Origin of the sequence: Deefgea salmonis, assembly GCF_020531905.1 — a bacterium.
Taxonomy (GTDB): domain Bacteria; phylum Pseudomonadota; class Gammaproteobacteria; order Burkholderiales; family Chitinibacteraceae; genus Deefgea; species Deefgea salmonis.
This window is the reverse complement of the sequence record NZ_JAJAWG010000011.1, coordinates 36,109-59,622: the sequence shown is the minus strand read 5'-3', so window position 1 is coordinate 59,622 and position 23,514 is coordinate 36,109. Positions and strand designations below refer to the sequence as shown.

Here is a 23,514-nt window from a genome sequence, read left to right as displayed (position 1 = left end):
AAGGAATTTTGAAAAATGGCAAAAGAAAAGTTTGCACGGACTAAGCCTCACGTTAACGTAGGTACAATCGGTCACGTGGATCATGGTAAAACAACGCTGACGGCTGCAATTACTACTGTTCTATGTAGAAAGTTTGGCGGTATTGTTAAAGATTACGCATCGATTGATAGTGCACCAGAAGAAAAAGCACGTGGTATTACGATTAATACTGCGCACGTTGAGTATGAGACTGAAAAACGTCACTACGCTCACGTTGACTGCCCGGGTCACGCGGATTATGTGAAAAACATGATTACCGGTGCGGCGCAGATGGATGGTGCGGTATTGGTGGTTTCTGCCGCTGATGGTCCTATGCCACAAACCCGCGAGCACATCTTGTTGTCTCGTCAGGTTGGTGTTCCATACATCATCGTATTCATGAACAAAGCTGATTTGGTTGATGATGCTGAGTTGCTTGAGTTGGTTGAAATGGAGATTCGTGATTTGTTAAACAAATACGATTTCCCTGGTGATGACACGCCAGTAATTACCGGTTCTGCGCGTTTGGCGTTGGAAGGTGATCAATCAGAATACGGCGAGCCAGCAATCTTCCGTTTGGCTGATGCTTTGGATACTTACATTCCTGAGCCAGAGCGTGCAATCGACGGTGCATTCTTGATGCCAGTTGAAGATGTATTCTCTATTTCTGGTCGCGGTACTGTTGTGACTGGTCGTGTTGAGCGCGGTATTGTTAAAGTGGGTGAAGAGATCGAGATCGTTGGTATTGTGCCAACAGTTAAGACGACTTGTACTGGTGTTGAGATGTTCCGTAAATTGCTTGACCAAGGTCAAGCAGGTGACAACATCGGTGCCTTGCTTCGTGGTACTAAGCGTGAAGATGTTCAGCGTGGTCAAGTTTTGGCTAAGCCAGGTTCGATCACTCCGCACACTAAGTTTACTGCTGAGATCTATGTGTTGTCTAAAGATGAAGGTGGTCGTCATACACCATTCTTTAGTAACTACCGTCCACAGTTCTACTTCCGTACTACTGACGTAACTGGCGCGATTGAATTGCCAGAAGGTACAGAGATGGTAATGCCTGGTGATAACGTATCGATTACTGTGACCTTGATCTGCCCGGTAGCGATGGAGCAAGGTTTACGTTTCGCGATTCGCGAAGGTGGTCGTACAGTTGGCGCTGGTGTTGTTGCCACTGTTCTTGCTTAAGGAACTTGGAAATGCAAAATCAGAAAATTCGTATCCGCTTGAAAGCTTTTGATTATTCTTTGATCGATCGTTCAGCTCAAGAAATTGTTGAAACAGCAAAGCGTACAGGTGCAGTTGTTAAGGGTCCGATTCCTTTACCAACAAAAATTGAACGTTATGATATTTTGAGTTCACCACACGTAAATAAAACTGCGCGTGATCAATTTGAGATTCGTACTCACTTGCGTATGTTGGATATTGTTGACCCAACTGATAAGACTGTTGATGCATTGATGAAGCTGGATTTGCCAGCGGGTGTTGATGTTGAGATTAAATTGAACTAATGGCTTGGTTTTACCGTTGAGAGCGAAAGCTCTTGCGACGGTTAATAAACTTTGTTAGTATCTCGGGCTTGCCATTTATAGTGGCAAGCCCGTTTTATTTTTTAATAGTCATAGCCAGTCAATCGTAACTGGCCCTTGAAAAGGGAATAACTATGAGCTTAGGTCTTGTAGGTCGCAAAGTCGGCATGACCCGCGTATTCGCTGAGGATGGTGCTTCCATTCCAGTGACTGTGTTGGATATGGCTGCAAATCGCGTCACGCAAATCAAAACTCTGGAAGCTGACGGCTACTCTGCTGTTCAGGTTACTTTCGGTACAAAAAAAGCAAGTCGAGTGAATAAGGCTGAGGCTGGTCATTTCGCGAAAGCAGGAGTTGAAGCAGGTTTGGCGCTCGTTGAGTTCCGTATTCCTGCAGAGAAAGCTGCTGAGTTGAAAGCTGGTGATGCTTTGTCTGTTGAGTTGTTTAGTGTTGGTCAAATGGTTGATGTTACTGGTACCAGCCAAGGTAAGGGTTGGGCTGGTGTTATCAAGCGTTATCATTTTGCTTCTAATCGTGCTACGCACGGTAATTCACTATCGCATCGTTCTGCTGGCTCTATCGGTCAAGCGCAAGATCCGGGTCGTGTTTTGCCAGGTAAACGCATGGCTGGTCAGCTCGGTAATGTTCAGCGTACCGTGCAAAATCTTGAAATCGTGCGAGTTGATGCTGAGCGTCAATTGTTGCTGGTTAAGGGTGGTGTGCCAGGCTCCAAGGGCAATGGCGTTATCGTTCGTTCGAGCGTTAAGGCAGGTGCATAATGGAACTAAAAGTTGTTAATACGAAAGGCGAGGCTCAAGTAGCTGTTGCTGCTTCTGATGACTTGTTTGGTCGTGAATTTAATGAAGCCTTGGTTCATCAAGTTGTAACTGCATACTTTGCTAATGCCCGTAGCGGTAATCGCGCTCAATTGGGTCGCGGCAATGTAAAGCATTCGACTAAAAAACCATGGCGTCAAAAAGGTACTGGCCGTGCTCGTGCTGGTATGACATCTTCTCCGTTGTGGCGTGGTGGTGGTCGTGCATTCCCGAACAGCCCCGACGAGAATTTCTCGCATAAAGTTAACCGTAAGATGTACCGTGCTGGTATTGCAACAATTATGTCGCAATTGGTACGTGAAGAGCGTCTGGTCGTTGTTGATTCTTTTGCCCTAGAAGCACCTAAGACTAAGGCTTTTGCCCAAAAATTGGCAGAAATGCAGCTCGATAACGTGCTCATTGTGACCAAAGAATTGGATGAGAACCTGTATTTGGCTTCCCGTAATCTTCCGCATGTTTTAGTGTTGGAGGCTGCTCAGGTTGATCCAGTTAGTTTGGTGCGCTTCAAAAAAGTTGTGTTCACTCGTGATGCACTACAGGCTTTTGAGGAGTTGTTTGCATGATCAAAATTGCAGAAAATCGCATGCTTCAGGTGATTTTGGCTCCAATAGTTTCTGAAAAGAGTACTTTGGTTGCTGAGAAAGCTGAGCAGGTCGTATTTCGTGTTTCTACCGATGCGACTAAGGCTGAAATCAAGGCTGCCGTTGAACTTCTCTTTAAGGTGAAGGTTGAGGCGGTCAACGTAGTTAATGTTAAAGGCAAGTCTAAGCGTTTTGGCCGTACAAATGGTCGCCGCAAAGATTGGAAAAAAGCTTATGTGAGCTTAGTATCCGGTCAAGAACTTGACCTTGCAGCTGCGCAATAAGGGGACTAAACATGGCATTGGTAAAAGTTAAGCCGACATCGCCCGGTCGCCGCGCAGTCGTTAAGGTTGTAAGTCCTGACTTGCATAAAGGTGCGCCATACGCTCCTTTGTTGGTTAAGAAATCAAAGACCGGTGGCCGTAATAACAACGGTCATATCACTACCCGTCATATCGGTGGTGGTCATAAGCAGCATTATCGCTTGGTCGATTTCCGTCGCAATAAAGATGGCATTGTCGCGAAAGTTGAGCGTCTAGAATACGACCCGAACCGCACTGCCAATATTGCTTTGTTATGCTATACGGATGGTGAGCGTGCTTACATTATTGCCCCTAAGGGCTTGAGTGCGGGCATGACGGTGGTTTCTGGTTCTGACGCCCCGATTAAGGTGGGTAATACACTTCCTATTCGGAATATTCCAGTTGGCTCGACGATTCATTGCATCGAAATGCAGCCGGGCAAGGGTGCGCAAATCGCACGCTCAGCCGGTACTAGCGTTCAGTTGTTGGCTCGTGATGGCATGTACGCTCAGTTACGTCTTCGCTCTGGCGAAATTCGTAAAGTACACGTTGATTGCCGTGCAACAATCGGTGAAGTGGGTAATGGTGAGCATAGTCTGCGTTCATACGGTAAAGCGGGTGCAAAACGCTGGCTGGGTATTCGCCCGACAGTGCGTGGTACTGCGATGAATCCGGTGGATCACCCTCACGGTGGTGGTGAAGGCCGTACTGGTGAAGGTCGTGTTCCAGTTAGTCCGTGGGGTCAGCCAGCTAAGGGCTATCGTACGCGTCGTAACAAGCGTACTAGCAATATGATCGTGCGTCGTCGTCCAGCGAACAAGAGGTAATGTAAATGGCACGTTCTCTTAAAAAGGGTCCATTTGTTGACCTGCACTTGTTGAAAAAAGTTGAGGCCGTTCGCGCAACAAATGACAAGCGTCCAGTTAAAACTTGGTCACGTCGTTCAACGGTGTTGCCAGACTTTGTTGGTCTGACAATTGCTGTGCATAACGGTAAGCAGCATATTCCTGTTTACGTTAATGAAAATATGGTTGGCCACAAGTTGGGTGAGTTCGCGCTGACCCGTACTTTTAAAGGTCACGCCGCGGACAAAAAATCCAAGCGATAAGGTGAAGACATGCAAGTATCTGCTGTACTAAGCAACACTCGCCTCTCCGCTCAAAAAGCGCGGCTTGTCGCTGACCTGGTCCGTGGCAAATCCGTTGAGCAGGCGTTAAATATTCTGGCCTTCAGTCCTAAAAAGGGCGCGGTTTTAATTAAGAAGGTTTTGGAGTCGGCTATTGCCAATGCCGAGCACAATGAGGGTGCCGATATCGATACTCTTAAAGTGAAAACGATTTATGTGGATAAAGGACCTTCTTTGAAGCGTTTTACTGCTCGTGCTAAAGGCCGTGGCAATAAAATCGAGAAGCAAACTTGCCACATTACGCTGACTGTTGGCGATTAAGGAGCGACTCATGGGTCAGAAAATTCATCCGACGGGTTTTCGTTTACCTGTCACTAAAAATTGGTCCTCGCGCTGGTATGCTAATAGCAGCAACTTTGCCAAAATGCTTAACGAAGATATCGAAGTTCGTGCATTTTTGAAGAAAAAGTTGGTTGGTGCTGCTGTTAGTCGTATCGTAATTGAGCGTCCGGCTAAAAATGCAAAGGTTACAATCTACTCGGCACGTCCTGGTGTTGTAATTGGTAAGAAAGGCGAAGATATTGAGCAGTTGAAGCTTGCCTTGCAGAAGATCTTGAACGTGCCTGTGCATGTAAATATCGAAGAAGTTCGCAAGCCAGAAATCGACGCGCAAATTATTGCTGATAGTATTACTTCGCAATTGGAAAAACGTGTGATGTTCCGCCGTGCTATGAAGCGCGCCATGCAAAATGCAATGCGCCTTGGTGCGCAGGGTATTAAGATTATGTCGTCCGGTCGTTTGAATGGTATCGAGATTGCACGTACTGAGTGGTATCGTGAAGGTCGTGTGCCATTGCATACGTTGCGTGCAGATATTGACTATGCAACTTCTGAGGCCAAGACAACCTACGGTATTATTGGTGTTAAGGTTTGGGTCTACAAGGGTGATGTGAAGCCTGGCGATAAATTCGCCGCTGAGCCAGTAGAAACACAGAAGAAACCACGTAAGGGGCCTCGAAATGCTGCAGCCAACTAGACTCAAGTACCGTAAGGTTCAAAAAGGTCGCAATACTGGTATCGCCACTCGTGGCAATACTGTTGCGTTCGGTGAGTACGGTTTGAAGGCAACTAGCCGTGGCCGTTTAACTGCGCGTCAAATTGAATCTGCTCGTCGTGCGATTACTCGTTATATTAAACGTGGCGGTCGTGTTTGGATTCGTGCATTTCCAGATAAGCCTATTTCTACTAAGCCTGCTGAAGTTCGGATGGGTGGAGGGAAGGGTTCTCCGGACTATTACGTTGCTGAAATCCAGCCAGGTAAAGTATTGTACGAATTGAATGGAGTATCTGAAGAGGTTGCTCGCGAGGCTTTCCGTCTGGCGTCCGCTAAACTACCTTTCTCAGTTACCATGGTTACACGTCAAGTGGGGCAATGATGAAAGCATCTGAACTACAACAGAAATCCGTCGAAGAGCTTAAGGGCGAATTGACGGCGCTGCTGAAAGCGCAGTTTAGTCTTCGCATGCAACATGCGACAGGCCAATTGGCTAACACTAGTGAGATTAAACGTGTGCGTAAAGATGTGGCACGTGTTCTTACCGTTCTGAATCAGAAGGCGGCTTAATATGAGCGAAGCTAAACTCAAGCGTACGCTGACTGGTCGAGTTGTTAGCGCGAAGATGGACAAAACAGTGACTGTATTGGTGGAGCGCTTAGTTAAGCACCCGCTGTATGGGAAAATGGTGCGTCAGTCTAAGAAGTATCATGCGCACGACGAATCTAATCAGTATTCTGCTGGTGATTTGGTAGTGATTGCGGAATGCCGTCCATTGTCTAAGACAAAAAATTGGACAGTAACTGCATTGGTAGAAAAAGCTCGCGCAGCATAATTTTAAAGAATTTTGCGTAAAGGCTTGTGAGGGCATTCTGCTTTGTGTAGAATGCCCCTTTCATTGTGTGGCCTGCGGTTGTGGGTTGCACTGTTTTCCCTTCGGGATCCAAAACTAGCCGCTATTGGCTCGGTAATGCCGGGCACCTGGTTTGCCAGGCTGATTAAGCGGGTTAAGTTGGAGGTTTGTCTTAAATGATTCAAATGCAATCAAAGCTAGATGTTGCTGATAACACTGGTGCGCGTTCTGTAATGTGCATTAAAGTGTTGGGCGGCTCAAAGCGTCGTTACGCGTCTGTTGGTGACATCATTAAGGTTAGCATTAAAGATGCTGCGCCGCGTGGTCGAGTCAAGAAAGGCGATGTATACAATGCAGTCGTAGTACGCACTGCTAAAGGTGTTCGTCGTGCTGATGGTGCGCTCATCAAGTTTGATGGTAACGCAGCAGTTCTTCTTAATGCAAAGCTTGAGCCAATTGGCACTCGTATCTTTGGGCCAGTTACGCGCGAATTGCGTACTGAACGCTTTATGAAGATCGTGTCTCTTGCGCCAGAAGTTCTTTAAGGGGTATCCAGCATGAACAAGATTCGCAAAGGCGATGAAGTAATCGTTCTCACTGGCAAAGATAAGGGTAAGCGCGGTACTGTGCTTACTTCTATTCCAGCTGAAGGTCGTGTTGTGGTTGAGGGTGTTAATATCGTTAAAAAACATCAAAAACCAAATCCAATGCGCGGTGTTCAGGGTGGTATCGTTGAATTGACTAAGTCAGTTGACGTATCTAATGTGGCTATTTTCAATACTGCGACTGGCAAGGCTGATCGTGTTGGCTTCAAGACTCTTGAAGACGGCAAGAAAGTCCGTGTATTTAAGTCGAGTGGCGAAGTGGTTGGCGGCTAAGGGGAATCAAGATGGCTCGTTTTCAAGAGATTTATGAGAACCAGATTGTTCCCGAGTTGGTCAAGCAATTCGGTTACAAGTCTGTAATGCAAGTGCCTCGTATTGAAAAAATCACTATCAATATGGGTGTTGGTGAGGCAGTTGCAGATAAAAAAGTAATGGATTTCGCAGTTGGCGATATGCAAAAAATTGCAGGTCAAAAGCCGGTTGTTACAAAATCAAAAAAATCAATTGCTGGTTTTAAGATTCGTGACGGTTATCCGGTAGGCTGCAAGGTGACTTTGCGTCGTGAGCGTATGTTTGAATTCCTGGATCGTTTAGTAACTATCGCGCTACCGCGTGTGCGTGACTTCCGTGGTATTGGTGGCAAGTCCTTTGATGGTCGTGGCAACTTTAACATGGGTGTGAAAGAGCAAATTATCTTCCCGGAAATTGAGTACGATAAGATTGATGCGCTTCGTGGTATGAATATCACGATCACAACTACGGCTAAAACTGACGATGAAGCGCGTGCTCTGCTCGCTGCATTCAAATTCCCGTTTAAGACTTGAGGCGATCATGGCAAAACTTGCACTGATTAATCGTGAAGCAAAGCGCGTAGCTGTAGTTGCGAAGTTTGCAGCTAAACGTGCAGCGCTCTTGGTCGTTATTAACGATCAAAACGCGAGTGAGGAAGAACAATTCCAAGCCCGCTTGAAACTCCAGCAACTCCCACGTAATGCATCTCCAGTTCGTTTGCACAATCGTTGCACATTAACTGGGCGCTCACGTGGTGTGTTCCGCAAATTCGGTCTCGGTCGCAGCAAGCTGCGTGAACTCGCTTTCAAGGGCGAAGTACCGGGTCTGGTCAAAGCTAGCTGGTAATAGGAGAGATAACACATGGCAATGCATGATCCTATCGCCGATATGTTGACTCGTATCCGCAATGCACAACGTGCCGACAAAGCTGCTGTAGCTATGCCATCTTCAAAATTGAAGGTTGCTATCGCTAAAGTTCTAGTTGAAGAAGGTTATGTTGAATCGTTTACTATTGCTGGTGATGTTAAGCCAGTGTTGACGATTGAATTGAAGTACTATGCAGGCCGCCCAGTAATTGAGCGCCTTGATCGTGTTTCAAAACCAGGTCTGCGTGATTACCGCGGTGCTGGCGACATTCCAAATGTAATGAATGGTCTTGGTGTGGCGATTGTGTCTACATCCAAGGGTGTGATGACCGACCGCAAAGCGCGTGCCAATGGTGTTGGTGGCGAGCTTTTGTGCATCGTTGCTTGATGAGGTATCACAATGTCCCGCGTAGCTAAAAATCCGGTAACCATTCCGGCAGGCGTTGAAGTTAATATCGCCGCAGGTGAAATCGTAGTTAAGGGTCCAAAAGGATCTTTGGCGCAACCTATTGTTACTGATGTAACTGTTAAAGTTGAAGATGGCTCAGTCATTTTCTCTGCCAATGGAAATAGCAAATTTGCTCGTTCTATGTCTGGTACTTTGCGTGCATTAGTTAATAACATGGTTAACGGTGTTTCTAAGGGCTTTGAGCGTAAATTGACACTTGTTGGTGTTGGTTACCGTGCTCAGGCTCAAGGTGAAGTATTGAACCTATCATTAGGTTTCTCTCATCCAGTTGCTCATGCTATTCCTAAAGGAATTACGTGCGAGACTCCAACTCAGACTGAGATCCTTTTGAAGGGTGCCGATAAACAACTTGTTGGTCAGGTTGCTGCAGAGATTCGTGCCTACCGTTCGCCAGAGCCATATAAAGGCAAGGGCGTTCGTTATGCTGATGAAGTTGTGGTTATCAAAGAAACCAAGAAGAAGTAATCGAGGCTGAATCATGGATAAGAATCAAAGTAGACTTCGCCGTGCACGTAAAACCCGTGCCAAGATTGCGGAGCTCAAGGTTGTGCGCTTGTCGGTCCATCGTACCAATAGCCATATGTACGCCCAAATTATTGATGCAACGGGTGGTAATGTTTTGGCTTCAGCCAATACCCTGGAAACTGGGTTGCGTGCTGAAATCAAAAATGGTGGCAGTGTTGCTGGTGCAGCAGCTGTCGGTAAGTTGATTGCTGAACGTGCTAAAGCTGCTGGTATTGAATCAGTTGCTTTTGACCGTTCCGGTTTCCAGTACCATGGCCGCGTAAAAGCGTTGGCTGATGCTGCTCGTGAAGCTGGCCTGGCCTTCTAATTGAGTTTGGAGTTGAATAATGGCTAAGAACGAAAGAGAAGAAGTCAAGGACGGTCTACTCGAAAAAATGGTTAGCGTTAATCGCGTAACCAAAGTAGTGAAGGGTGGTCGTATCCTTGGTTTCGCAGCACTAACCGTTGTTGGTAATGGCGATGGTAGTGTTGGTATGGGTAAAGGTAAATCGAAAGAAGTGCCTGTAGCTGTACAGAAAGCAATGGAAGAAGCTCGTCGTAAGATGGTAAAAGTAAGTCTGCGTAATGGTACTGTGCAACACACAGTATTTGGTAAGCACGGTGCTACTACTGTGTTTATGCAGCCTGCACCTGAAGGTACTGGTATTATTGCCGGTGGTCCAATGCGTGCTGTTTTTGAAGTAATGGGCATTCATAACATTACTGCAAAATGCCATGGATCAACTAATCCATATAATATCGTTCGCGCGACTTTGGATGGATTGGCTAAATTGCATACCCCTTCTGATATTGCTGCTAAACGTGGCAAAACAGTTGAAGAAGTTCTTGGGGGTGCGCAATGAGCGACGTTAAAACAATTAAAGTGACTCTAGTTAAAAGCTTGATTGGTCGTCTTGAGGCTCATAAAGCATGTGCTCGTGGTTTGGGTTTGCGTCGTATGAACAGCTCCGCTGTTGTTATCGATACGCCTGAAAATCGCGGTATGGTTAATAAAATCAGCTACTTGCTAAAGGTGGAGGGTTAATATGCAACTCAATAACCTAACTCCTGGTGCCGGCGCAAAGCATGCTTCTAAGCGTGTTGGTCGTGGTATCGGTTCTGGTTTAGGCAAGACTTGTGGTCGTGGTCATAAGGGACAAAAGTCTCGTACTGGCGGCTTCCATAAAGTAGGTTTCGAGGGCGGTCAAATGCCTTTGCAACGCCGTTTGCCAAAACGTGGTTTTGTATCTCTTGCTAAAGGCAAGAATGCTGAAATTACTTTGTCTGAATTGAATGCTTTGCCAATTGGCGAGGTTGACTTGTTGAGTCTCATTCAGGCTGGTTTGATTTCTCAGCACTCTTTGACTTGCAAAGTTGTTTTGTCTGGTTCGATCGAGCGCGCTGTGACTGTTAAAGGTTTGGGCGTAACGAAAGGCGCTAAGGCTGCAATTGAAGCTGCTGGCGGTTCTATTAGCGAGTAATGTTGTAAATCAACAGGATAGGGCAGAACGTGGCAAATCCCGCTTTGGCTGGCTCAGCAAGTAAATTTGCTGATCTTAAAAAACGGATCTGGTTCGTTATAGGTGCGCTGATCGTTTATCGTATCGGCGCACATATTCCAGTGCCGGGTATTAATCCGGTAGAGCTGGCGAACTTGTTCCAATCGTCACAAACTGGCTTGTTAAACATGTTTAACATGTTTTCAGGCGGTGCATTATCGCGTTTTACTGTATTTGCGATTGGTATTATGCCGTATATATCGGCATCTATCATCGTACAGCTTGCTGGTGAGGTGCTGCCTTCTCTAAAACAACTGAAAAAAGAGGGTGAGTCTGGAAAGCGAAAGCTTACACAGTACACACGCTATTTCACGGTTCTTTTGGCGTCGGCGCAAAGTTTTGGCATTTCAATGATGTTGTTCCGTCAGCCTAATTTAGTTGTTATGGATCAAGGGATGTTTGTCGCAGTGACAATGATTTCTTTGGTTACTGGGACAATGTTTTTAATGTGGCTTGGGGAGCAAATTACTGAGCGTGGACTAGGTAATGGTATTTCTATCCTAATTTGTGCTGGTATTGCTGCTGGTGTTCCTTCCGCGATTGCAAAAACTTTAACGTTATCAAGCCAGGGTTCACTGCCAATTTTATTGGTGCTGTTCTTATTTGTAGGCGTTGTTTTATTGACTGCCGTTGTTGTTTTTGTTGAGCGTGGGCAGCGTAAAGTGCCTATTCAATACGCAAAAAGGCAAGTTGGTAATCGCTTAATGCAAGCGCAAAGTTCGTTTTTGCCGTTGAAAATAAATATGGCTGGTGTTATCCCTCCTATTTTTGCTTCTTCGATTATTCTCTTTCCCGCTACTGTTTTGTCGTGGACTGGGAATGGTGAAAAATTGTCATGGCTAAAATCGTTAGGGGATATGTTGCACCCTGGTCAGCCACTATATGTTCTGTTTTATGCTGCTGCGATCATCTTTTTTTGCTTTTTCTATACGGCGTTGGTTTTTAGTCCGCGTGAAACTGCAGATAATTTAAAGAAAAGTGGTGCTATGGTGCCGGGGTATCGTCCTGGTGAGCATACTGCAAAATATGTAGAAAAGTTAATACTAAGATTGACATTGATCGGTGCTGTTTACATCACTATCATTTGCTTGATCCCTGAATTTTTGATTCTGAAATGGAATGTTCCATTCTACTTTGGCGGCACTTCGTTGCTTATCTTGGTAGTGGTTACTATGGACTTTATGGCTCAGCTACAGTCTTATGTGCTATCACATCAGTACGAAGGTCTGTTAAAGAAAGCAAACTTCAAGGGTTAATTAATTTGCATTTTTTGTGCAAGTGTCATTTTAATGGTTGGATATATTCCCAGTGCAAATAATTTTGTGCTGGGGTATGTCCTAATTCAGACATACGGCTCTTGTTTTACTTCCCAGATTGTATTGGATGATATATTATTCATTCCCTCTTGGGTGGGCGGCTGTGAAGTAATTTGCAGTAGTCAAAAACAGGAATTGTATTGTATTTCAACTTACACGTTGAAATTTTACTTTGATCGTAAAGGATAGACCATGAGAGTTCAGGCATCGGTCAAGAAAATCTGCCGTAACTGCAAGATTATTCGTCGCAACCGTGTTGTACGTGTAATTTGTACAGACCCGCGGCATAAGCAACGTCAAGGCTGATTGAGTTAATTGGCTATTGGTGTTAAGATCCACCACTTTTTAACCTGGGGTAAGAAGTATGGCCCGTATTGCTGGGGTTAATATTCCCAATCATCAGCATACTGTGATCGGCCTTCAGGCTATTTTTGGTATTGGTCAAACTCGCGCTAAGGCGATTTGTGCTATTACTGAAATTGAGCCTAGCAAGAAGGTAAAAGATCTCAGTGATGTTGAACTTGAAAAATTGCGTGACGAAGTAGGCAAGTTCACAATTGAAGGTGATCTACGTCGTGAAGTAACCATGAATATTAAGCGTCTTATGGACCTTGGTTGTTATCGTGGATTACGTCATCGTAAAGGCTTGCCTTGTCGCGGTCAGCGTACGAAAACCAATGCACGTACTCGTAAGGGTCCGCGCAAGGCTATCGCTGGCAAGAAGTAATTAAGGACATAAATTATGGCTAAAGCAAACACAGCTCGTGTACGTAAGAAAGTCAAGAAGAGCGTGTCTGAAGGTATCGTGCACGTTCACGCTTCTTTCAATAACACGATCATTACCATCACTGATCGCCAAGGCAATGCTTTATCTTGGGCTACCTCGGGCGGTGCTGGTTTCAAGGGCTCTCGTAAAAGTACACCTTTTGCTGCACAGGTTGCAGCAGAAGCTGCTGGTAAAGTTGCCCAAGAATATGGTGTTAAGAACCTCGAAGTTCGTATCAAGGGTCCGGGTCCAGGTCGTGAATCTGCAGTGCGTGCATTGAACGCTCTTGGTTTCAAGATCACCAGTATCTCGGATGTGACGCCTGTTCCGCACAACGGCTGCCGTCCGCCGAAGAAGCGTCGTATCTAATTCTGGAGTAAGAAATGGCTCGTTATATTGGACCTAAGTGCAAACTCGCACGCCGCGAAGGAACGGATCTGTTCTTGAAGAGCGCGCGTCGTTCGCTCGATAGCAAATGCAAGCTGGAACAAGCCCCAGGCCAGCATGGCGCGAAGAAAAATACGCGTCAGTCGGACTACGGCGTTCACCTGCGTGAAAAGCAAAAGATCCGTCGTATTTACGGCGTTCTTGAGCGTCAGTTCCGTGGTTATTTCCATGAAGCAGCTCGTCGCAAGGGTTCTACAGGTGAAAATCTGTTGAAGCTTCTCGAAAGCCGCCTCGATAATGTTGTTTATCGCATGGGCTACGGTTCGACTCGTTCGGAATCTCGTCAACTAGTTTCCCATAAAGCAATCACTGTAAATGGCAAGCCTGTAAACATTCCTTCTTTCCAAGTGAAAGCTGGTGATGTGGTTGCTGTACGTGAGAAGTCTAAGAAACAAGTACGTATTCAAGAGGCTCTTTCTCTTGCAGAAGGTATTGGTTTCCCAAATTGGGTGCAGGTTGATTCTAAGAAAATGGAAGGTGTATTTAAGAATATGCCAGAGCGTTCCGATCTATCTAGCGATATTAATGAATCGTTAGTGGTGGAATTCTATTCCAAGTAATAACCTGACCCGCTAAGGCAAGGGATACTGACTTATGCAAATCAACGCAAACGACTTGCTCAAACCGCGCATTATTGACGTACAGACTGTTGCTACGGCACATGCTAAAGTTGTAATGGAGCCTTTTGAGCGTGGTTATGGCCATACGCTCGGTAATGCATTACGCCGAATTTTACTTTCTTCTATGCCGGGTTTTGCTCCGACAGAAGTAAAGATTGAAGGTGTTGTGCATGAATACTCCGCGCTGGATGGTGTACAGGAAGATGTCGTAGACATCTTACTGAACCTTAAAGGCGTTGTGCTCAAGCTGCATGGTCGGGACTCTGTTACTCTCACCCTTTCAAAAGAGGGTGAGGGTATCGTGACGGCGTCCGACATCCAGCTGCCGCATGATGTCGAAGTGATCAATCCAGAACATGTGATTGCTCATCTTTCTGCTGGTGGTAAGTTAAACATGGAAATTACAGTCGAAAAAGGTCGTGGTTATCAACCAGCTCCTGCTCGATTGAATAAGGAAGAGGGTCGTACCATTGGTACGGTTATGTTGGATGCTTCATTCAGCCCGATTCGCCGTGTTAGTTATCATGTAGAGAGTGCTCGTGTCGAACAGCGTACCGATCTTGACCGCTTGATTATCGACATTGAAACTAATGGCGTGATTGAGCCGGATGAGGCAGTTCGCCAAGCCGCTCGGATGTTGATTGACCAGCTCGGTGTATTTGCTGACTTGGAAGGTACGCCAGAAGTTACAGTTGCAGAACCTACGATTACTATAGATCCTATTTTGTTACGTCCGGTAGATGATCTTGAGTTGACAGTACGTTCGGCAAATTGCCTCAAAGCGGAAAACATCTATTACATTGGCGATCTGATTCAGCGAACAGAAACTGAGTTGTTAAAAGCTCCGAATTTGGGTCGTAAATCGTTGAATGAGATTAAAGAAGTGCTAGCTTCGAAGGGCCTTAGCCTCGGCATGCGCCTAGAAAACTGGCCTCCGGCTGGCTTAGATAAGCCTTGAAGTCCGGCACTAGTAAAGGAACTGACAAATGCGTCACCGTCTTTCTAATCGTAAACTGAACCGCACGACAAGTCATCGTCTTGCTATGCTTCGCAACTTGGCAAACTCGTTGTTGAAGCATGAAGTTATTAAAACGACTCTACCAAAGGCTAAAGAATTACGCCGCGTTGCAGAGCCGTTGATTACTTTAGGTAAAAAACCTTGTTTGGCTAATCGCCGTTTGGCTTTTGACCGTACTCGTGATCGTGAAGTTGTAGTTAAATTATTTGATATTCTAGGCCCACGTTATGCTACGCGTAACGGTGGCTACCTTCGGATCTTGAAGTGCGGCTTCCGTCAGGGTGACAATGCTCCTATGGCATATGTTGAACTTGTCGATCGTCCAGAAGAAGCTGAAGCTGTAGACGCTGCTGAATAAAATAGTTTTAAAAAAAAAGGCCAACTTTGTTGGCCTTTTTTTTGACTAAATTTTTTTTAAAATTAATGTTTGTGCTTATTTAATAAAGTCTCGTGTAGTATTGTCTTGGTACCATAGTATGTGCTTATTTATTAATATTCGATAATTCTAGCTGCGGCTGTTTCTATTTGATACCAGCGCCATTCTTTCGCTGTTTTGAGCGCGGTATTAACGATGACAGTATGTGCTTCATCGTTGCTAATCTGTAATAGTTTTGCGCTTTTCTCAATGTCGATGTAATTTAATTCTTGATTCCAACTCCATTCCGTATGTCTGGCTATTGATGTAGAAGTTAGAACCAAAATAACTCTTGGATCATTGATATAGCTTTCATCTATAAGATGGAGCAATATTTTAGGCAAATGCCAGTGCGTGATTAATTCTTGCTGTAATTCATTAACGGTACAGCCTAAAACTTTTTTTTGTGTTGTTTTACTTCTAATCTCAGGATTGTTTTTTAGAGTATCTCGAATTTCGAGCATTAACTCAGGGGCGGCTAGCCACAGTAAAACTTCAGCTGTTTCGTGTAACAAAGCTGCGGTTATTATTTCTTTGGGATCTATATCACGTCGAAATTTACTCATGGTTTCAGCGAGCCGTGCTGCATAATACGCTCTAGCACAGGTTTTAAGGCATATTTGTAATGTGTCGGTATTCTTCGATAGTTCTTCTTCTAAAATTGTGCAGTCACGTATTATTTCAAAAAATTCTTTTACACCAATCATCAAAAGTACTTTTTCAATATTGGTGATATCCGTTGTTTGCTGTGGACTTCGTCTAACCGCTTGATGCTTTAGCATCTTCAGGCTTAATAATGGATCATGCCCGATTACAAAAGCCAGGTCTCGTAGATCAATACACTCCATATTACTGCGCAACTTAGTGATATGCTCTTGAGTACTGGCAAGTATTGGTATGTCAATCTGACTGATAGTATTGACCCAGCTGGTTGCACTTTTCGGATTGTTCTGCATCATTATCTTATTCTTTTGAAAGGCAGTTTTATATGGCACGCTATGCTATTGGCGATATACAAGGATGCTATTCCGAGTTGAGATCCTTGCTTTCACTTATCCAGTTTAATCCAGATTCTGACAAAGTCTATCTTGTTGGTGACTTGGTTAATCGTGGCCTTCAGTCTTTAGAAGTTTTACGACTTGCTAAGTCGTTCTATCCGGCAATAGAAGTGGTACTTGGTAATCATGATCTACATCTACTGGCATGCTGGGCTGGGGTATCATCAGTAAAAGAACTAGATACACTGGACTCAATATTAAATGCTGCAGATGTCGATGACTTGCTTCATTGGTTAAGAAAACAGCCCTTGATGATCGAGCTAATGGATTGTTATATTTGTCATGCTGGAATAAATCCAACTATTTCGATGGATGAGTCATTGCGGATTGCCGAAAGCTGTAATGAAAAATTATCATCGGATCAATTCCACCAATGGCTGCAGATCATGTATGGGAATACCCCCGCTACGTGGGATGCTGGCCTCACAGCAGAGTCTGAGTTTCGATTTGGGGTTAACTCATTTACAAGAATGCGAATGTTAGATCGATTGGCGTTAGAATTTAAATTTAAAGGAGATATAGCAAACTCTCCTGGGCCATTAATTCCATGGTATATGGTTGAGTCCGATGCTGCAAAACGAATTGTATTTGGGCATTGGTCGACTCTAGGTTTAATGGTTAATCAGCAATTTGCCAGTCTGGATACCGGTTGTATTTGGGGAGGGCAACTAACCGCACTATGTTTGGATGATGGGCATCTATATCAAGTACCTTCCGAACATGATTGCCAATGTATCTTTGAATGATTTTTTTGTAATTGTTTATATCCAATTCTTATTGTGCAGTAGGTTTTTTTGGTAAGCAGATTATTTATTCGTGAAAAAGTGTTGTGCATATCGTTCGCTGAGTTGCTTTGTGGGGAGCAACATTAAAAAATCAGCTGTATTAAATGCTGGATCCCATGCGGGTTCTCCACAAATCATTGCTCCCGCTCTTAGATAGCCTTTTATGAGTGCAGGCACTTCAACTGGTTTGGTGTGATGTTGGTTCGGTATTGGTAGTGGCATCCGAGGAAATACTCGCCACTCAATTGGAGCTAGCGATGTGTTGGCAATTTGTGAATATAAATTAATAGCAGTATGCGCATTGTCAATGAGCGAGACACTGGCGCACCCAATCATGTATTGGTAATTATTCTCAGCCATGTATTTTGCTATTCCAGCCCATAGCAATGTGATAGTGGCACCATTTCTATATTTTGGATGGACGCAGCTTCGACCTAATTCTACAAGTTGCGGTCGGATGTGTTGTAGTCGTGTTAAATCAAATTCGGTATCAGAGTAGTAACTGCCCACTTTTCTAGCTTGGTGGGGGGGGAGTATGCGATAGGTGCCGACTACTTCGCCGGAGCTTTCATCGTGGGCAACAAGATGGTCACAGTAGTCATCAAATAAGTCGCGATCAAGCCCGCTTAATTTACTGGGTAGCTGTGCACCCATTTCCTCTACAAAAACTTTATACCGTAGTGCTTGAGCCGCATTGATCGTCTCTTGATTGTTGGCGATAGAAACAGTTAGTTTTCGAGCTTTTTTGCCGTGAGTAGTACATGTGTTTTCGAGCTGCATAGTAACTCTCCTGATTGGAGAGTTCAAATTACTAGTCTCGTATTACACGGCTGTGATATATGGATGAATTTGTGATTACGAACTAGTCATCTAGTTTGAATGGATCTAGTTCAAGTAATTCTGGCGGGTTAGATTCATCCGGAACTCGATAAGACTCTGATGCCCATGCGCCTAAATCAATTAGTTTGCAGCGTTCTGAACAAAAAGGTCGAAAGGCATTGTCTGGTGAGTAGGGTGTGCTATGCCCACAGGAAGGACATTTAATTATTTTTTTCATAAATTACAATAAGCAAGAGTAAACGACACATCGCTATCAATCACTTTGGCTCTTTCGCCGCTAGTGCTTGGTACGACGAATCTAATATTAATGGCATATCGATTTGCAGAAAGTTCTGGGATGGCGGGTAAGTCGCTATTTAAACTAACTTTGAGTAATTGAACTGTTTTACCGCCAGACATCTGCTGAAACGAACCGGATTTTGCAATAAAGTGACTAGATTTTGCTGAATCACGGAGTAATTTAAGCACAATATCTAGACCCTGCTTAATTGGCATTAATGGGTTTAGCCAGCGAGCTAAATCATTTTTTCGTCTTTCTGCTGCTTGAGTACGCCAATAGTGATAAGAGGGTAAATCAAATTCACAAACGCCACCAGGAATAGAGCTACGTTGCTTAATTGCCATTAGCCATTCATTCTCACGCAGGTATTGTCCTAATTTGCCGGTCATATTTAAAAGGCGAGCATGCGTAGATTCGATATCTAATAATACTCGATCTAAAGCATCCTCAGAAATATGTGGGTTGTTGCGAAGGGCGAGTAGCGTTTGCCGCTGCCGTTCTAGCTCTTGGAGTAAATCAGATTTTAAATCAGCACGACTGGCCACCTCCATAATTTCGAAAATACCAAGTAAAGCCATGTGATGATCAATAGGCTGCTCTCGCGAAGCGAACTCTTCGGTGCGGACATAGAGATCTTCGAGCCGAAGAAGGGTTCGTATTCTCTCATTGATCGGAAATTCGTAACTGATCACAATGCATAGGTCCGGTAAAGATTTGCAATTTTGCAGCATACACTACAATTTGAAAACCTATTGTTTGATTGATTTAAACTTTTGCAGCAAAAAATCATGTGTTTGCGACACTTTCGCTTCGATATCCTTCAATGTCCCGTCGTTGCGGAGGATTTCATCAGCATATTGGTTTCGTTGTTCACGACTTATTTGCGTGGCAATGATTTTTTTGATTTCAATTTCAGATAAATGATTTCGAGTTTTAACACGTTCAATTTGTAAATACTCTTCACAATCGATTGCAATCGAATAATCAATTAGGTTCTGAAATAATTGAGTTTCAAAGAGTAAAGGAACCGCCAAAATGCAATAGGCTTGTTCTGGACTTTCATTTTGAATTAACGCTGCAGCCATTGTATAGATCAGAGGATGGAGTATTTTTTCTAGGGTTTGTTTGCCTGTTGGATGAGAAAAAACATGTTGCCGCATCCAAATACGATTCAGTGCGCCATTCTCTTGCAGTGCAGGCGCACCAAATTCCTCTAAAATCAAGGGCATCGCAGATGAATCGGCCTGCGTTAACTGATGGGCAAGCTGGTCAGTATCAATGACCGTGATGCCTAGGCGTATAAATGCATGGCAGAAGCTACTTTTGCCGCTGCCAATGCCGCCCGTTATGCCGACGACGTGCACTTATGCCATTCCATACAGCATGAGCGACAGATCTTTGCCCCAAATCAAAGCCAGTAAGCCGGCAACACCAAGGTAGGGGCCAAATGGCATCGGCTTATTCCAGCCTCGATTTTGCCCTAAAACCATCACAATGCCGATTGCGGCACCAGCAAAAGAAGACAATAAAATAATCATTGGGATCATGCTCCAACCAAACCAAGCTCCCAGCGCGGCAAGTAATTTAAAATCGCCGTAGCCCATCCCTTCTTTGCCAGTGATTAATTTAAATGCCCAGTATACGAGCCAAAGCGATATGTATCCTGCGATTGCGCCATATACTGCACTTTCTAGGGAGGTAAAGACGCTAAAGCTATTGAAAATTAATCCAATCCAAATCAATGGCAATGTCAAACTATCAGGCAGCAGATACGTGTCGGCATCAATCATGATGAGTGTGATTAAGAACCACGCCAGAATGAGAGCGCCAATGAGCGGGGCACTATAGCCAAAATGCCAGGCCAGTCCTCCTGAAATCAGTGCGGTCATTAACTCTACCAGTGGATAGCGCGCACTGATTTTGTTTTTACACTGTCGACATTGGCCACGCAGCAGTAGCCAACTCAGAATTGGAATGTTCTCGAGAGCGGTGATTTGATGTCCGCATTTTGGACACGCTGAGCGTGGAACGACTAAATTATATTTAGCTGCAGGGATAGATATTGGCTCATTGAGGAGTGCGGTACATTCTTGTTTGAATTCACGCTCCATCATGATCGGTAGGCGATGGATCACTACGTTTAAAAAACTACCGATGAGCAAACCAAGTACCGCGATGCAAAAAATAAACATAGAAATTTCAATTGAAGAATTCATAAAATCAACCAACCGCCGCACCCATTTTGAAAATAGGCAGATACATTGCCACCACTAGGCCACCAATCAAAGTGCCGAGCACCACCATAATGATCGGCTCCATTAAGCTAGATAATGCTTCAACCGCATTATCAACTTCTTCTTCGTAGTAATCGGCTACTTTGCTGAGCATCGCATCGAGCGAGCCGGATTCTTCGCCAATTGAGGTCATTTGCATCACCATATTGGGAAACACATTTGCGTTTTGCATCGCAACCGTCAAACTGGTGCCGGTACTGACTTCGGATTGAATTTTTTTCGTCGCTATTTTGTAAATATAGTTACCTGAAGCGCCCCCGACTGATTCAAGAGATTCAACCAGTGGCACCCCCGCGGCAAACATGGTGGCGAGGGTTCGAGTCCAGCGAGCAATGGTGGCATTTTTGACGATTTCACCAAAAATCGGTAATTTTAGGATCAGTCTATCCATAAAAATTTGCATTGTTTCTGAGCGCCGCCAAGCGTTCATAAATAGCCAGAAACCACCAAATATGCCGCCAAAAATAAGAAACCAATATGAAACAAAAAAATCAGATATTGCCATCACCAGTAATGTTGGAGCGGGAAGATCGGCACCAAAACTTGAAAATAGGTCTTTAAATGCGGGAATAACAAAAATCATAATGACTGCGGTAATCACAAAGGCCGCAACAATAACCGCGGTGGGATAAAACATCGCGGATTTGATTTTTTTCTTAACCCCCAGAATTTTCTCTTTATAAGTGGCTAATCGAGCCAACAGGGCGTCCAAAATACCGGCTTGCTCACCAGCCTGTACTAAGTTGCAATACAGAGCATCAAATTGCAGAGGGTGTTTACGGAAAGCCTGTGTGAGCGATGAGCCCGTTTCAATGTCGGTTTTAATGTCGAGCAGTAATTTGGTGACGGAAGGATTGCCATGTCCTTTGGCGACGATATCAAACGCGGTGAGGAGTGGTACGCCCGATTTGAGCATGGTGGCCAATTGCCGCGTAAACATGGCAATATCCAGCTCGCTGATTTTTCGTCCAGCAGGAATACGGACTTTTTTAACCGACGCGATATTGACGCCTTGACGGCGTAAGGTGGTTTTGACGACCGCTTCACCGCTGGCACGCATTTCACCACTCACCGCCTTGCCGGTACGATCTTTGCCTTTCCAGTGGTAATTAAATTCTTTGACCGCGATTGTTTTTTTTTGGACTGCCATGCGGGCCTCCTTGTTATTCGTTGGTAACAGCCATAATTTCTTCTAAAGAAGTGAGGCCTTGTTTTACTTTTCTTAAGCCCGCTTCACGTAAAGAGAGTACGCCTTCGCGACGTGCTTGGTCGGCAATATCAATGGCATTGCCATTGGTCATAATAATTCGATTGAGCTCATCGGTAATGGGCATTACTTGATAAATGCCGACACGACCTTTGTAGCCACTGTCTTTGCATATTTCACAGCCATTAGGGCCGTAACTATGCCATGTACCATCGAGATCGCTTTGATCAAAGCCAGCATTAAGTAGGACTTCGGTTGGAATATCAACCGGCTGCTTGCAGCTGCACAAGCGCCGCGCCAAACGTTGAGCGGTAATTAAAATCACCGAAGAGGCAATATTAAAGGGTTGAATGCCCATATTGAGCATTCGGGTTAATGTGGTTGGTGCATCGTTGGTATGCAGGGTAGAAAAAACCATATGTCCGGTTTGGGCGGCTTTAATCGCAATGTCTGCCGTTTCTAAATCACGAATCTCACCGACCATAATAATGTCAGGATCTTGCCGTAGGAAGGCTTTGAGCGCGGCAGAAAAAGTTAAACCGGCCTTATCGTTCACATTAACTTGGTTAATACCGGGTAAGTTAATTTCGCAAGGATCTTCTGCTGTAGAAATATTGATGTCAGGTTTGTTGAGTAAATTCAAGCAGGTATATAGCGATACGGTTTTGCCCGAGCCTGTTGGGCCGGTCACTAACACCATGCCATAGGGGCGATGAATCGCCTCGAGGATGGTGGCTTTTTGGTCCGGATCGTAGCCCAGTGCGTCAATGCCAAGCGTCGCTGACGATGGATCTAAAATCCGCATGACGATTTTTTCGCCGTGCATGGTGGGTAAGGTTGATACCCGAAAATCAATCGCGCGGCTTTTGGATAAAACGAGTTTCATTCGACCATCTTGTGGGACGCGTTTTTCTGAAATATCGAGCTTGGAGATTACTTTAATGCGGGAGGAGATTTTTTCTTTGATCGCCAGTGGCGGCGTTGCAACTTCACGCAACACGCCATCGACACGATAACGTACGCGGAAAAATTTTTCGTAAGGCTCAAAGTGGATATCCGATGCGCCTTGATTAATGGCATCCATTAAGATTTTTTGTAGGTACTTAACAACTGGGGCGTCATCGATTTCTAGATTGGCTGCGGTATCTTGAGCGGGCGCATCGTCGCCGCCGGCCATTTCCAAATCAGCCTCATCAATCACCATATCTTTGAGATTGGCACCGCTCGCTTCTAACAGTTTATTGAGTAAAACCGCGAGCTTGGGGTCTTCGACAATGATGGGTTCGACTTGGGCATTAGTTTGAAAACGAACGTTTTCCACTGCCGCCATATTGGTAATATCAGAGATGCCCACAAATAATTTAGTGCCTCGCTTGTAGAGCGGGACGAGGCGCTGCGCTTGCATGGCTTTGCTATCGAGTACCCCTTGAGGGATATAACTAGGGTCAATCCGATCCAGATCGAGTAAAGGATAGCCAAAGGTTTTTGACGAAAAGTCGGCAATATCTCGCGCCGACATTTTTTTACTTTGAATTAACTGCTCGATGAACGAGGTTTTATTTGTGGCAGCTGTAGTCTGCAGCATTTCGGCATCAGCTTCGATTAAACGGCCGTGTTGCACCAAAAGCCGTGCGAGCCCAGAAATAAGGGGGGCAGTCATAAGCGCTGAGTTTCTCCAAGGCCGTTAGTCGTTTTGTAATGAGAATTTTACTAGAAATCTTATTTTTTCTTCAAATCACAACCCTAGTCTAGCAGATGTCTATAGATCGACGGCGTGCAGATCTTCGCATTGACTTGAATGGGGTCTCTAATCTTCGTTTTTGTTGTGTATTAGTTGCGAATATTTTATCGCTGGACCCGTTAAGGTATCGATGT

38 protein-coding genes are annotated in these 23,514 nt (G+C 44.8%); 30 read left to right on the top strand and 8 right to left on the bottom strand.

Annotated elements, in window-relative coordinates; translation table 11 throughout:
- Window positions 1–15 precede the first annotated feature (15 nt).
- From tuf to rplQ, 29 genes are all read left to right on the top strand, one after another.
- A complete protein-coding gene (tuf, locus tag LG219_RS13430) occupies window positions 16–1,206 on the top strand; it encodes an elongation factor Tu (RefSeq protein WP_226764971.1) in 1,191 nt (396 codons plus the stop codon).
- An 11-nt stretch (window positions 1,207–1,217) separates the two neighbouring features.
- Window positions 1,218–1,529 carry a 30S ribosomal protein S10 gene (rpsJ, locus tag LG219_RS13425; RefSeq protein WP_173532450.1) on the top strand — a complete coding sequence of 104 codons (312 nt, stop codon included), beginning with the start codon at window positions 1,218–1,220 and terminating at the stop codon, window positions 1,527–1,529.
- Between the two features lie 152 nt (window positions 1,530–1,681).
- Window positions 1,682–2,326 (top strand): 50S ribosomal protein L3, encoded by a 645-nt coding sequence (gene rplC / locus LG219_RS13420; RefSeq protein ID WP_226764970.1) that lies wholly within the window; start codon window positions 1,682–1,684, stop codon window positions 2,324–2,326.
- Complete coding sequence (gene rplD, locus LG219_RS13415; RefSeq protein WP_226764969.1) at window positions 2,326–2,946, top strand: 50S ribosomal protein L4; 621 nt, start codon at window positions 2,326–2,328, stop codon at window positions 2,944–2,946. Before rplC ends, rplD begins: the two co-directional genes overlap by 1 nt.
- Before the next feature lie 5 nt (window positions 2,947–2,951).
- Entirely contained in the window at window positions 2,952–3,248 is a 297-nt protein-coding gene (rplW, locus tag LG219_RS13410; protein ID WP_203564299.1) for a 50S ribosomal protein L23, read from the top strand.
- A gap of 11 nt (window positions 3,249–3,259) precedes the next feature.
- The gene (gene rplB, locus LG219_RS13405; RefSeq protein WP_173532446.1) at window positions 3,260–4,093 is read left to right on the top strand and encodes a 50S ribosomal protein L2; all 834 of its coding nucleotides are present in this window, start codon (window positions 3,260–3,262) and stop codon (window positions 4,091–4,093) included.
- A gap of 5 nt (window positions 4,094–4,098) precedes the next feature.
- Window positions 4,099–4,374 carry a 30S ribosomal protein S19 gene (gene rpsS / locus LG219_RS13400; RefSeq protein WP_027469928.1) on the top strand — a complete coding sequence of 92 codons (276 nt, stop codon included), beginning with the start codon at window positions 4,099–4,101 and terminating at the stop codon, window positions 4,372–4,374.
- Window positions 4,375–4,383: 9 nt separating this feature from the next.
- A complete protein-coding gene (gene rplV, locus LG219_RS13395; protein ID WP_173532445.1) occupies window positions 4,384–4,713 on the top strand; it encodes a 50S ribosomal protein L22 in 330 nt (109 codons plus the stop codon).
- A gap of 10 nt (window positions 4,714–4,723) precedes the next feature.
- Window positions 4,724–5,428: a 30S ribosomal protein S3 gene (gene rpsC / locus LG219_RS13390; protein ID WP_226764968.1), complete on the top strand. Its 705-nt coding sequence runs from the start codon at window positions 4,724–4,726 to the stop codon at window positions 5,426–5,428.
- Complete coding sequence (gene rplP / locus LG219_RS13385; protein ID WP_173532443.1) at window positions 5,412–5,828, top strand: 50S ribosomal protein L16; 417 nt, start codon at window positions 5,412–5,414, stop codon at window positions 5,826–5,828. Before rpsC ends, rplP begins: the two co-directional genes overlap by 17 nt.
- Entirely contained in the window at window positions 5,828–6,016 is a 189-nt protein-coding gene (gene rpmC, locus LG219_RS13380) for a 50S ribosomal protein L29 (protein WP_173534589.1), read from the top strand. Before rplP ends, rpmC begins: the two co-directional genes overlap by 1 nt.
- A gap of 1 nt (window position 6,017) precedes the next feature.
- Window positions 6,018–6,281, top strand: a complete 264-nt coding sequence (gene rpsQ / locus LG219_RS13375; protein ID WP_226764967.1) for a 30S ribosomal protein S17 — start codon at window positions 6,018–6,020, stop codon at window positions 6,279–6,281.
- Window positions 6,282–6,475: 194 nt separating this feature from the next.
- Entirely contained in the window at window positions 6,476–6,844 is a 369-nt protein-coding gene (gene rplN / locus LG219_RS13370; protein WP_173532441.1) for a 50S ribosomal protein L14, read from the top strand.
- 12 nt (window positions 6,845–6,856) lie between these two features.
- A complete protein-coding gene (gene rplX / locus LG219_RS13365; RefSeq protein WP_027469935.1) occupies window positions 6,857–7,177 on the top strand; it encodes a 50S ribosomal protein L24 in 321 nt (106 codons plus the stop codon).
- 11 nt (window positions 7,178–7,188) lie between these two features.
- On the top strand, window positions 7,189–7,728 hold the full coding sequence (gene rplE / locus LG219_RS13360; protein ID WP_173532439.1) for a 50S ribosomal protein L5: 540 nt from the start codon (window positions 7,189–7,191) through the stop codon (window positions 7,726–7,728).
- Between the two features lie 7 nt (window positions 7,729–7,735).
- Window positions 7,736–8,041, top strand: coding sequence for a 30S ribosomal protein S14 (gene rpsN / locus LG219_RS13355; protein WP_173532438.1), 306 nt, complete (start codon window positions 7,736–7,738; stop codon window positions 8,039–8,041).
- Between the two features lie 15 nt (window positions 8,042–8,056).
- Window positions 8,057–8,449 (top strand): 30S ribosomal protein S8, encoded by a 393-nt coding sequence (rpsH, locus tag LG219_RS13350; RefSeq protein WP_027469938.1) that lies wholly within the window; start codon window positions 8,057–8,059, stop codon window positions 8,447–8,449.
- Window positions 8,450–8,461: 12 nt separating this feature from the next.
- Window positions 8,462–8,995 carry a 50S ribosomal protein L6 gene (gene rplF, locus LG219_RS13345; RefSeq protein WP_226764966.1) on the top strand — a complete coding sequence of 178 codons (534 nt, stop codon included), beginning with the start codon at window positions 8,462–8,464 and terminating at the stop codon, window positions 8,993–8,995.
- A 13-nt stretch (window positions 8,996–9,008) separates the two neighbouring features.
- Window positions 9,009–9,362, top strand: coding sequence for a 50S ribosomal protein L18 (rplR, locus tag LG219_RS13340; RefSeq protein WP_226764965.1), 354 nt, complete (start codon window positions 9,009–9,011; stop codon window positions 9,360–9,362).
- Window positions 9,363–9,381: 19 nt separating this feature from the next.
- Entirely contained in the window at window positions 9,382–9,897 is a 516-nt protein-coding gene (gene rpsE, locus LG219_RS13335) for a 30S ribosomal protein S5 (RefSeq protein WP_226764964.1), read from the top strand.
- A complete protein-coding gene (gene rpmD / locus LG219_RS13330; protein WP_027469942.1) occupies window positions 9,894–10,079 on the top strand; it encodes a 50S ribosomal protein L30 in 186 nt (61 codons plus the stop codon). The genes rpsE and rpmD overlap by 4 nt, the downstream gene beginning before the upstream one ends.
- Before the next feature lies 1 nt (window position 10,080).
- The gene (gene rplO, locus LG219_RS13325; protein WP_226764963.1) at window positions 10,081–10,515 is read left to right on the top strand and encodes a 50S ribosomal protein L15; all 435 of its coding nucleotides are present in this window, start codon (window positions 10,081–10,083) and stop codon (window positions 10,513–10,515) included.
- Window positions 10,516–10,544: 29 nt separating this feature from the next.
- Entirely contained in the window at window positions 10,545–11,849 is a 1,305-nt protein-coding gene (gene secY / locus LG219_RS13320; RefSeq protein WP_226764962.1) for a preprotein translocase subunit SecY, read from the top strand.
- Window positions 11,850–12,101: 252 nt separating this feature from the next.
- The gene (rpmJ, locus tag LG219_RS13315; RefSeq protein WP_018748524.1) at window positions 12,102–12,215 is read left to right on the top strand and encodes a 50S ribosomal protein L36; all 114 of its coding nucleotides are present in this window, start codon (window positions 12,102–12,104) and stop codon (window positions 12,213–12,215) included.
- A gap of 58 nt (window positions 12,216–12,273) precedes the next feature.
- Entirely contained in the window at window positions 12,274–12,636 is a 363-nt protein-coding gene (gene rpsM / locus LG219_RS13310) for a 30S ribosomal protein S13 (RefSeq protein WP_173532430.1), read from the top strand.
- A 15-nt stretch (window positions 12,637–12,651) separates the two neighbouring features.
- Window positions 12,652–13,044: a 30S ribosomal protein S11 gene (rpsK, locus tag LG219_RS13305; protein WP_027469946.1), complete on the top strand. Its 393-nt coding sequence runs from the start codon at window positions 12,652–12,654 to the stop codon at window positions 13,042–13,044.
- Between the two features lie 14 nt (window positions 13,045–13,058).
- The gene (rpsD, locus tag LG219_RS13300) at window positions 13,059–13,682 is read left to right on the top strand and encodes a 30S ribosomal protein S4 (RefSeq protein WP_027469947.1); all 624 of its coding nucleotides are present in this window, start codon (window positions 13,059–13,061) and stop codon (window positions 13,680–13,682) included.
- A gap of 34 nt (window positions 13,683–13,716) precedes the next feature.
- Entirely contained in the window at window positions 13,717–14,700 is a 984-nt protein-coding gene (locus tag LG219_RS13295; RefSeq protein WP_173532429.1) for a DNA-directed RNA polymerase subunit alpha, read from the top strand.
- Between the two features lie 28 nt (window positions 14,701–14,728).
- Window positions 14,729–15,118, top strand: a complete 390-nt coding sequence (gene rplQ, locus LG219_RS13290; RefSeq protein WP_173532428.1) for a 50S ribosomal protein L17 — start codon at window positions 14,729–14,731, stop codon at window positions 15,116–15,118.
- 131 nt (window positions 15,119–15,249) lie between these two features.
- Here rplQ and LG219_RS13285 read toward each other — a convergent pair whose 3' ends face one another.
- Window positions 15,250–16,134, bottom strand: a complete 885-nt coding sequence (locus tag LG219_RS13285) for an HDOD domain-containing protein (protein ID WP_226764961.1) — start codon at window positions 16,132–16,134, stop codon at window positions 15,250–15,252.
- A 29-nt stretch (window positions 16,135–16,163) separates the two neighbouring features.
- Here LG219_RS13285 and LG219_RS13280 point away from each other — a divergent pair, with 29 nt between their 5' ends.
- Window positions 16,164–16,979, top strand: a complete 816-nt coding sequence (locus LG219_RS13280; RefSeq protein WP_226764960.1) for a symmetrical bis(5'-nucleosyl)-tetraphosphatase — start codon at window positions 16,164–16,166, stop codon at window positions 16,977–16,979.
- Between the two features lie 60 nt (window positions 16,980–17,039).
- Here the strand turns inward: LG219_RS13280 and LG219_RS13275 are convergent, their stop codons facing one another.
- The 7 genes from LG219_RS13275 to pilB form a co-directional block, all read right to left on the bottom strand.
- Window positions 17,040–17,798 (bottom strand): GNAT family N-acetyltransferase, encoded by a 759-nt coding sequence (locus LG219_RS13275; RefSeq protein ID WP_226764959.1) that lies wholly within the window; start codon window positions 17,796–17,798, stop codon window positions 17,040–17,042.
- Between the two features lie 82 nt (window positions 17,799–17,880).
- Window positions 17,881–18,075 carry a DNA gyrase inhibitor YacG gene (locus tag LG219_RS13270; RefSeq protein WP_226764958.1) on the bottom strand — a complete coding sequence of 65 codons (195 nt, stop codon included), beginning with the start codon at window positions 18,073–18,075 and terminating at the stop codon, window positions 17,881–17,883.
- Window positions 18,072–18,869 carry a cell division protein ZapD gene (gene zapD / locus LG219_RS13265; RefSeq protein WP_226764957.1) on the bottom strand — a complete coding sequence of 266 codons (798 nt, stop codon included), beginning with the start codon at window positions 18,867–18,869 and terminating at the stop codon, window positions 18,072–18,074. The genes LG219_RS13270 and zapD overlap by 4 nt, the downstream gene beginning before the upstream one ends.
- Window positions 18,870–18,887: 18 nt before the next feature.
- The gene (gene coaE / locus LG219_RS13260) at window positions 18,888–19,502 is read right to left on the bottom strand and encodes a dephospho-CoA kinase (protein ID WP_226764956.1); all 615 of its coding nucleotides are present in this window, start codon (window positions 19,500–19,502) and stop codon (window positions 18,888–18,890) included.
- Window positions 19,503–20,354, bottom strand: coding sequence for a prepilin peptidase (locus tag LG219_RS13255; RefSeq protein WP_226764955.1), 852 nt, complete (start codon window positions 20,352–20,354; stop codon window positions 19,503–19,505).
- 4 nt (window positions 20,355–20,358) lie between these two features.
- The gene (locus LG219_RS13250; protein WP_226764954.1) at window positions 20,359–21,582 is read right to left on the bottom strand and encodes a type II secretion system F family protein; all 1,224 of its coding nucleotides are present in this window, start codon (window positions 21,580–21,582) and stop codon (window positions 20,359–20,361) included.
- A 13-nt stretch (window positions 21,583–21,595) separates the two neighbouring features.
- Window positions 21,596–23,299 carry a type IV-A pilus assembly ATPase PilB gene (pilB, locus tag LG219_RS13245; RefSeq protein WP_226764953.1) on the bottom strand — a complete coding sequence of 568 codons (1,704 nt, stop codon included), beginning with the start codon at window positions 23,297–23,299 and terminating at the stop codon, window positions 21,596–21,598.
- Window positions 23,300–23,514: the final 215 nt, after the last annotated feature.

Excerpts from the sequence above, each read along its gene's own strand:
- rplC (WP_226764970.1), top strand. The coding sequence starts at position 1,682 with ATGAGCTTAGGTCTTGTAGGTCGCAAAGTCGGCATGACCCGCGTATTC.
- rpsE (WP_226764964.1), top strand. The coding sequence starts at position 9,382 with ATGGCTAAGAACGAAAGAGAAGAAGTCAAGGACGGTCTACTCGAAAAA.
- rplE (WP_173532439.1), top strand. The coding sequence starts at position 7,189 with ATGGCTCGTTTTCAAGAGATTTATGAGAACCAGATTGTTCCCGAGTTG.
- rpmJ (WP_018748524.1), top strand. The coding sequence starts at position 12,102 with ATGAGAGTTCAGGCATCGGTCAAGAAAATCTGCCGTAACTGCAAGATT.
- zapD (WP_226764957.1), bottom strand. The coding sequence starts at position 18,869 with ATGCTGCAAAATTGCAAATCTTTACCGGACCTATGCATTGTGATCAGT.
- rplQ (WP_173532428.1), top strand. The coding sequence starts at position 14,729 with ATGCGTCACCGTCTTTCTAATCGTAAACTGAACCGCACGACAAGTCAT.
- rpsH (WP_027469938.1), top strand. The coding sequence starts at position 8,057 with ATGGCAATGCATGATCCTATCGCCGATATGTTGACTCGTATCCGCAAT.
- rpsK (WP_027469946.1), top strand. The coding sequence starts at position 12,652 with ATGGCTAAAGCAAACACAGCTCGTGTACGTAAGAAAGTCAAGAAGAGC.
- rpsN (WP_173532438.1), top strand. The coding sequence starts at position 7,736 with ATGGCAAAACTTGCACTGATTAATCGTGAAGCAAAGCGCGTAGCTGTA.
- rplD (WP_226764969.1), top strand. The coding sequence starts at position 2,326 with ATGGAACTAAAAGTTGTTAATACGAAAGGCGAGGCTCAAGTAGCTGTT.
- pilB (WP_226764953.1), bottom strand. The coding sequence starts at position 23,299 with ATGACTGCCCCCCTTATTTCTGGGCTCGCACGGCTTTTGGTGCAACAC.
- LG219_RS13270 (WP_226764958.1), bottom strand. The coding sequence starts at position 18,075 with ATGAAAAAAATAATTAAATGTCCTTCCTGTGGGCATAGCACACCCTAC.
- rplF (WP_226764966.1), top strand. The coding sequence starts at position 8,462 with ATGTCCCGCGTAGCTAAAAATCCGGTAACCATTCCGGCAGGCGTTGAA.
- rplN (WP_173532441.1), top strand. The coding sequence starts at position 6,476 with ATGATTCAAATGCAATCAAAGCTAGATGTTGCTGATAACACTGGTGCG.
- rplO (WP_226764963.1), top strand. The coding sequence starts at position 10,081 with ATGCAACTCAATAACCTAACTCCTGGTGCCGGCGCAAAGCATGCTTCT.
- rpsM (WP_173532430.1), top strand. The coding sequence starts at position 12,274 with ATGGCCCGTATTGCTGGGGTTAATATTCCCAATCATCAGCATACTGTG.
- rplX (WP_027469935.1), top strand. The coding sequence starts at position 6,857 with ATGAACAAGATTCGCAAAGGCGATGAAGTAATCGTTCTCACTGGCAAA.
- rplP (WP_173532443.1), top strand. The coding sequence starts at position 5,412 with ATGCTGCAGCCAACTAGACTCAAGTACCGTAAGGTTCAAAAAGGTCGC.
- rpsC (WP_226764968.1), top strand. The coding sequence starts at position 4,724 with ATGGGTCAGAAAATTCATCCGACGGGTTTTCGTTTACCTGTCACTAAA.
- rpsQ (WP_226764967.1), top strand. The coding sequence starts at position 6,018 with ATGAGCGAAGCTAAACTCAAGCGTACGCTGACTGGTCGAGTTGTTAGC.
- rpsJ (WP_173532450.1), top strand. The coding sequence starts at position 1,218 with ATGCAAAATCAGAAAATTCGTATCCGCTTGAAAGCTTTTGATTATTCT.
- tuf (WP_226764971.1), top strand. The coding sequence starts at position 16 with ATGGCAAAAGAAAAGTTTGCACGGACTAAGCCTCACGTTAACGTAGGT.
- rplR (WP_226764965.1), top strand. The coding sequence starts at position 9,009 with ATGGATAAGAATCAAAGTAGACTTCGCCGTGCACGTAAAACCCGTGCC.
- rplV (WP_173532445.1), top strand. The coding sequence starts at position 4,384 with ATGCAAGTATCTGCTGTACTAAGCAACACTCGCCTCTCCGCTCAAAAA.
- LG219_RS13285 (WP_226764961.1), bottom strand. The coding sequence starts at position 16,134 with ATGATGCAGAACAATCCGAAAAGTGCAACCAGCTGGGTCAATACTATC.
- rpmD (WP_027469942.1), top strand. The coding sequence starts at position 9,894 with ATGAGCGACGTTAAAACAATTAAAGTGACTCTAGTTAAAAGCTTGATT.
- rpsS (WP_027469928.1), top strand. The coding sequence starts at position 4,099 with ATGGCACGTTCTCTTAAAAAGGGTCCATTTGTTGACCTGCACTTGTTG.
- LG219_RS13295 (WP_173532429.1), top strand. The coding sequence starts at position 13,717 with ATGCAAATCAACGCAAACGACTTGCTCAAACCGCGCATTATTGACGTA.
- rpmC (WP_173534589.1), top strand. The coding sequence starts at position 5,828 with ATGAAAGCATCTGAACTACAACAGAAATCCGTCGAAGAGCTTAAGGGC.
- rplB (WP_173532446.1), top strand. The coding sequence starts at position 3,260 with ATGGCATTGGTAAAAGTTAAGCCGACATCGCCCGGTCGCCGCGCAGTC.
- LG219_RS13255 (WP_226764955.1), bottom strand. The coding sequence starts at position 20,354 with ATGAATTCTTCAATTGAAATTTCTATGTTTATTTTTTGCATCGCGGTA.
- rpsD (WP_027469947.1), top strand. The coding sequence starts at position 13,059 with ATGGCTCGTTATATTGGACCTAAGTGCAAACTCGCACGCCGCGAAGGA.
- LG219_RS13275 (WP_226764959.1), bottom strand. The coding sequence starts at position 17,798 with ATGCAGCTCGAAAACACATGTACTACTCACGGCAAAAAAGCTCGAAAA.
- LG219_RS13250 (WP_226764954.1), bottom strand. The coding sequence starts at position 21,582 with ATGGCAGTCCAAAAAAAAACAATCGCGGTCAAAGAATTTAATTACCAC.
- LG219_RS13280 (WP_226764960.1), top strand. The coding sequence starts at position 16,164 with ATGGCACGCTATGCTATTGGCGATATACAAGGATGCTATTCCGAGTTG.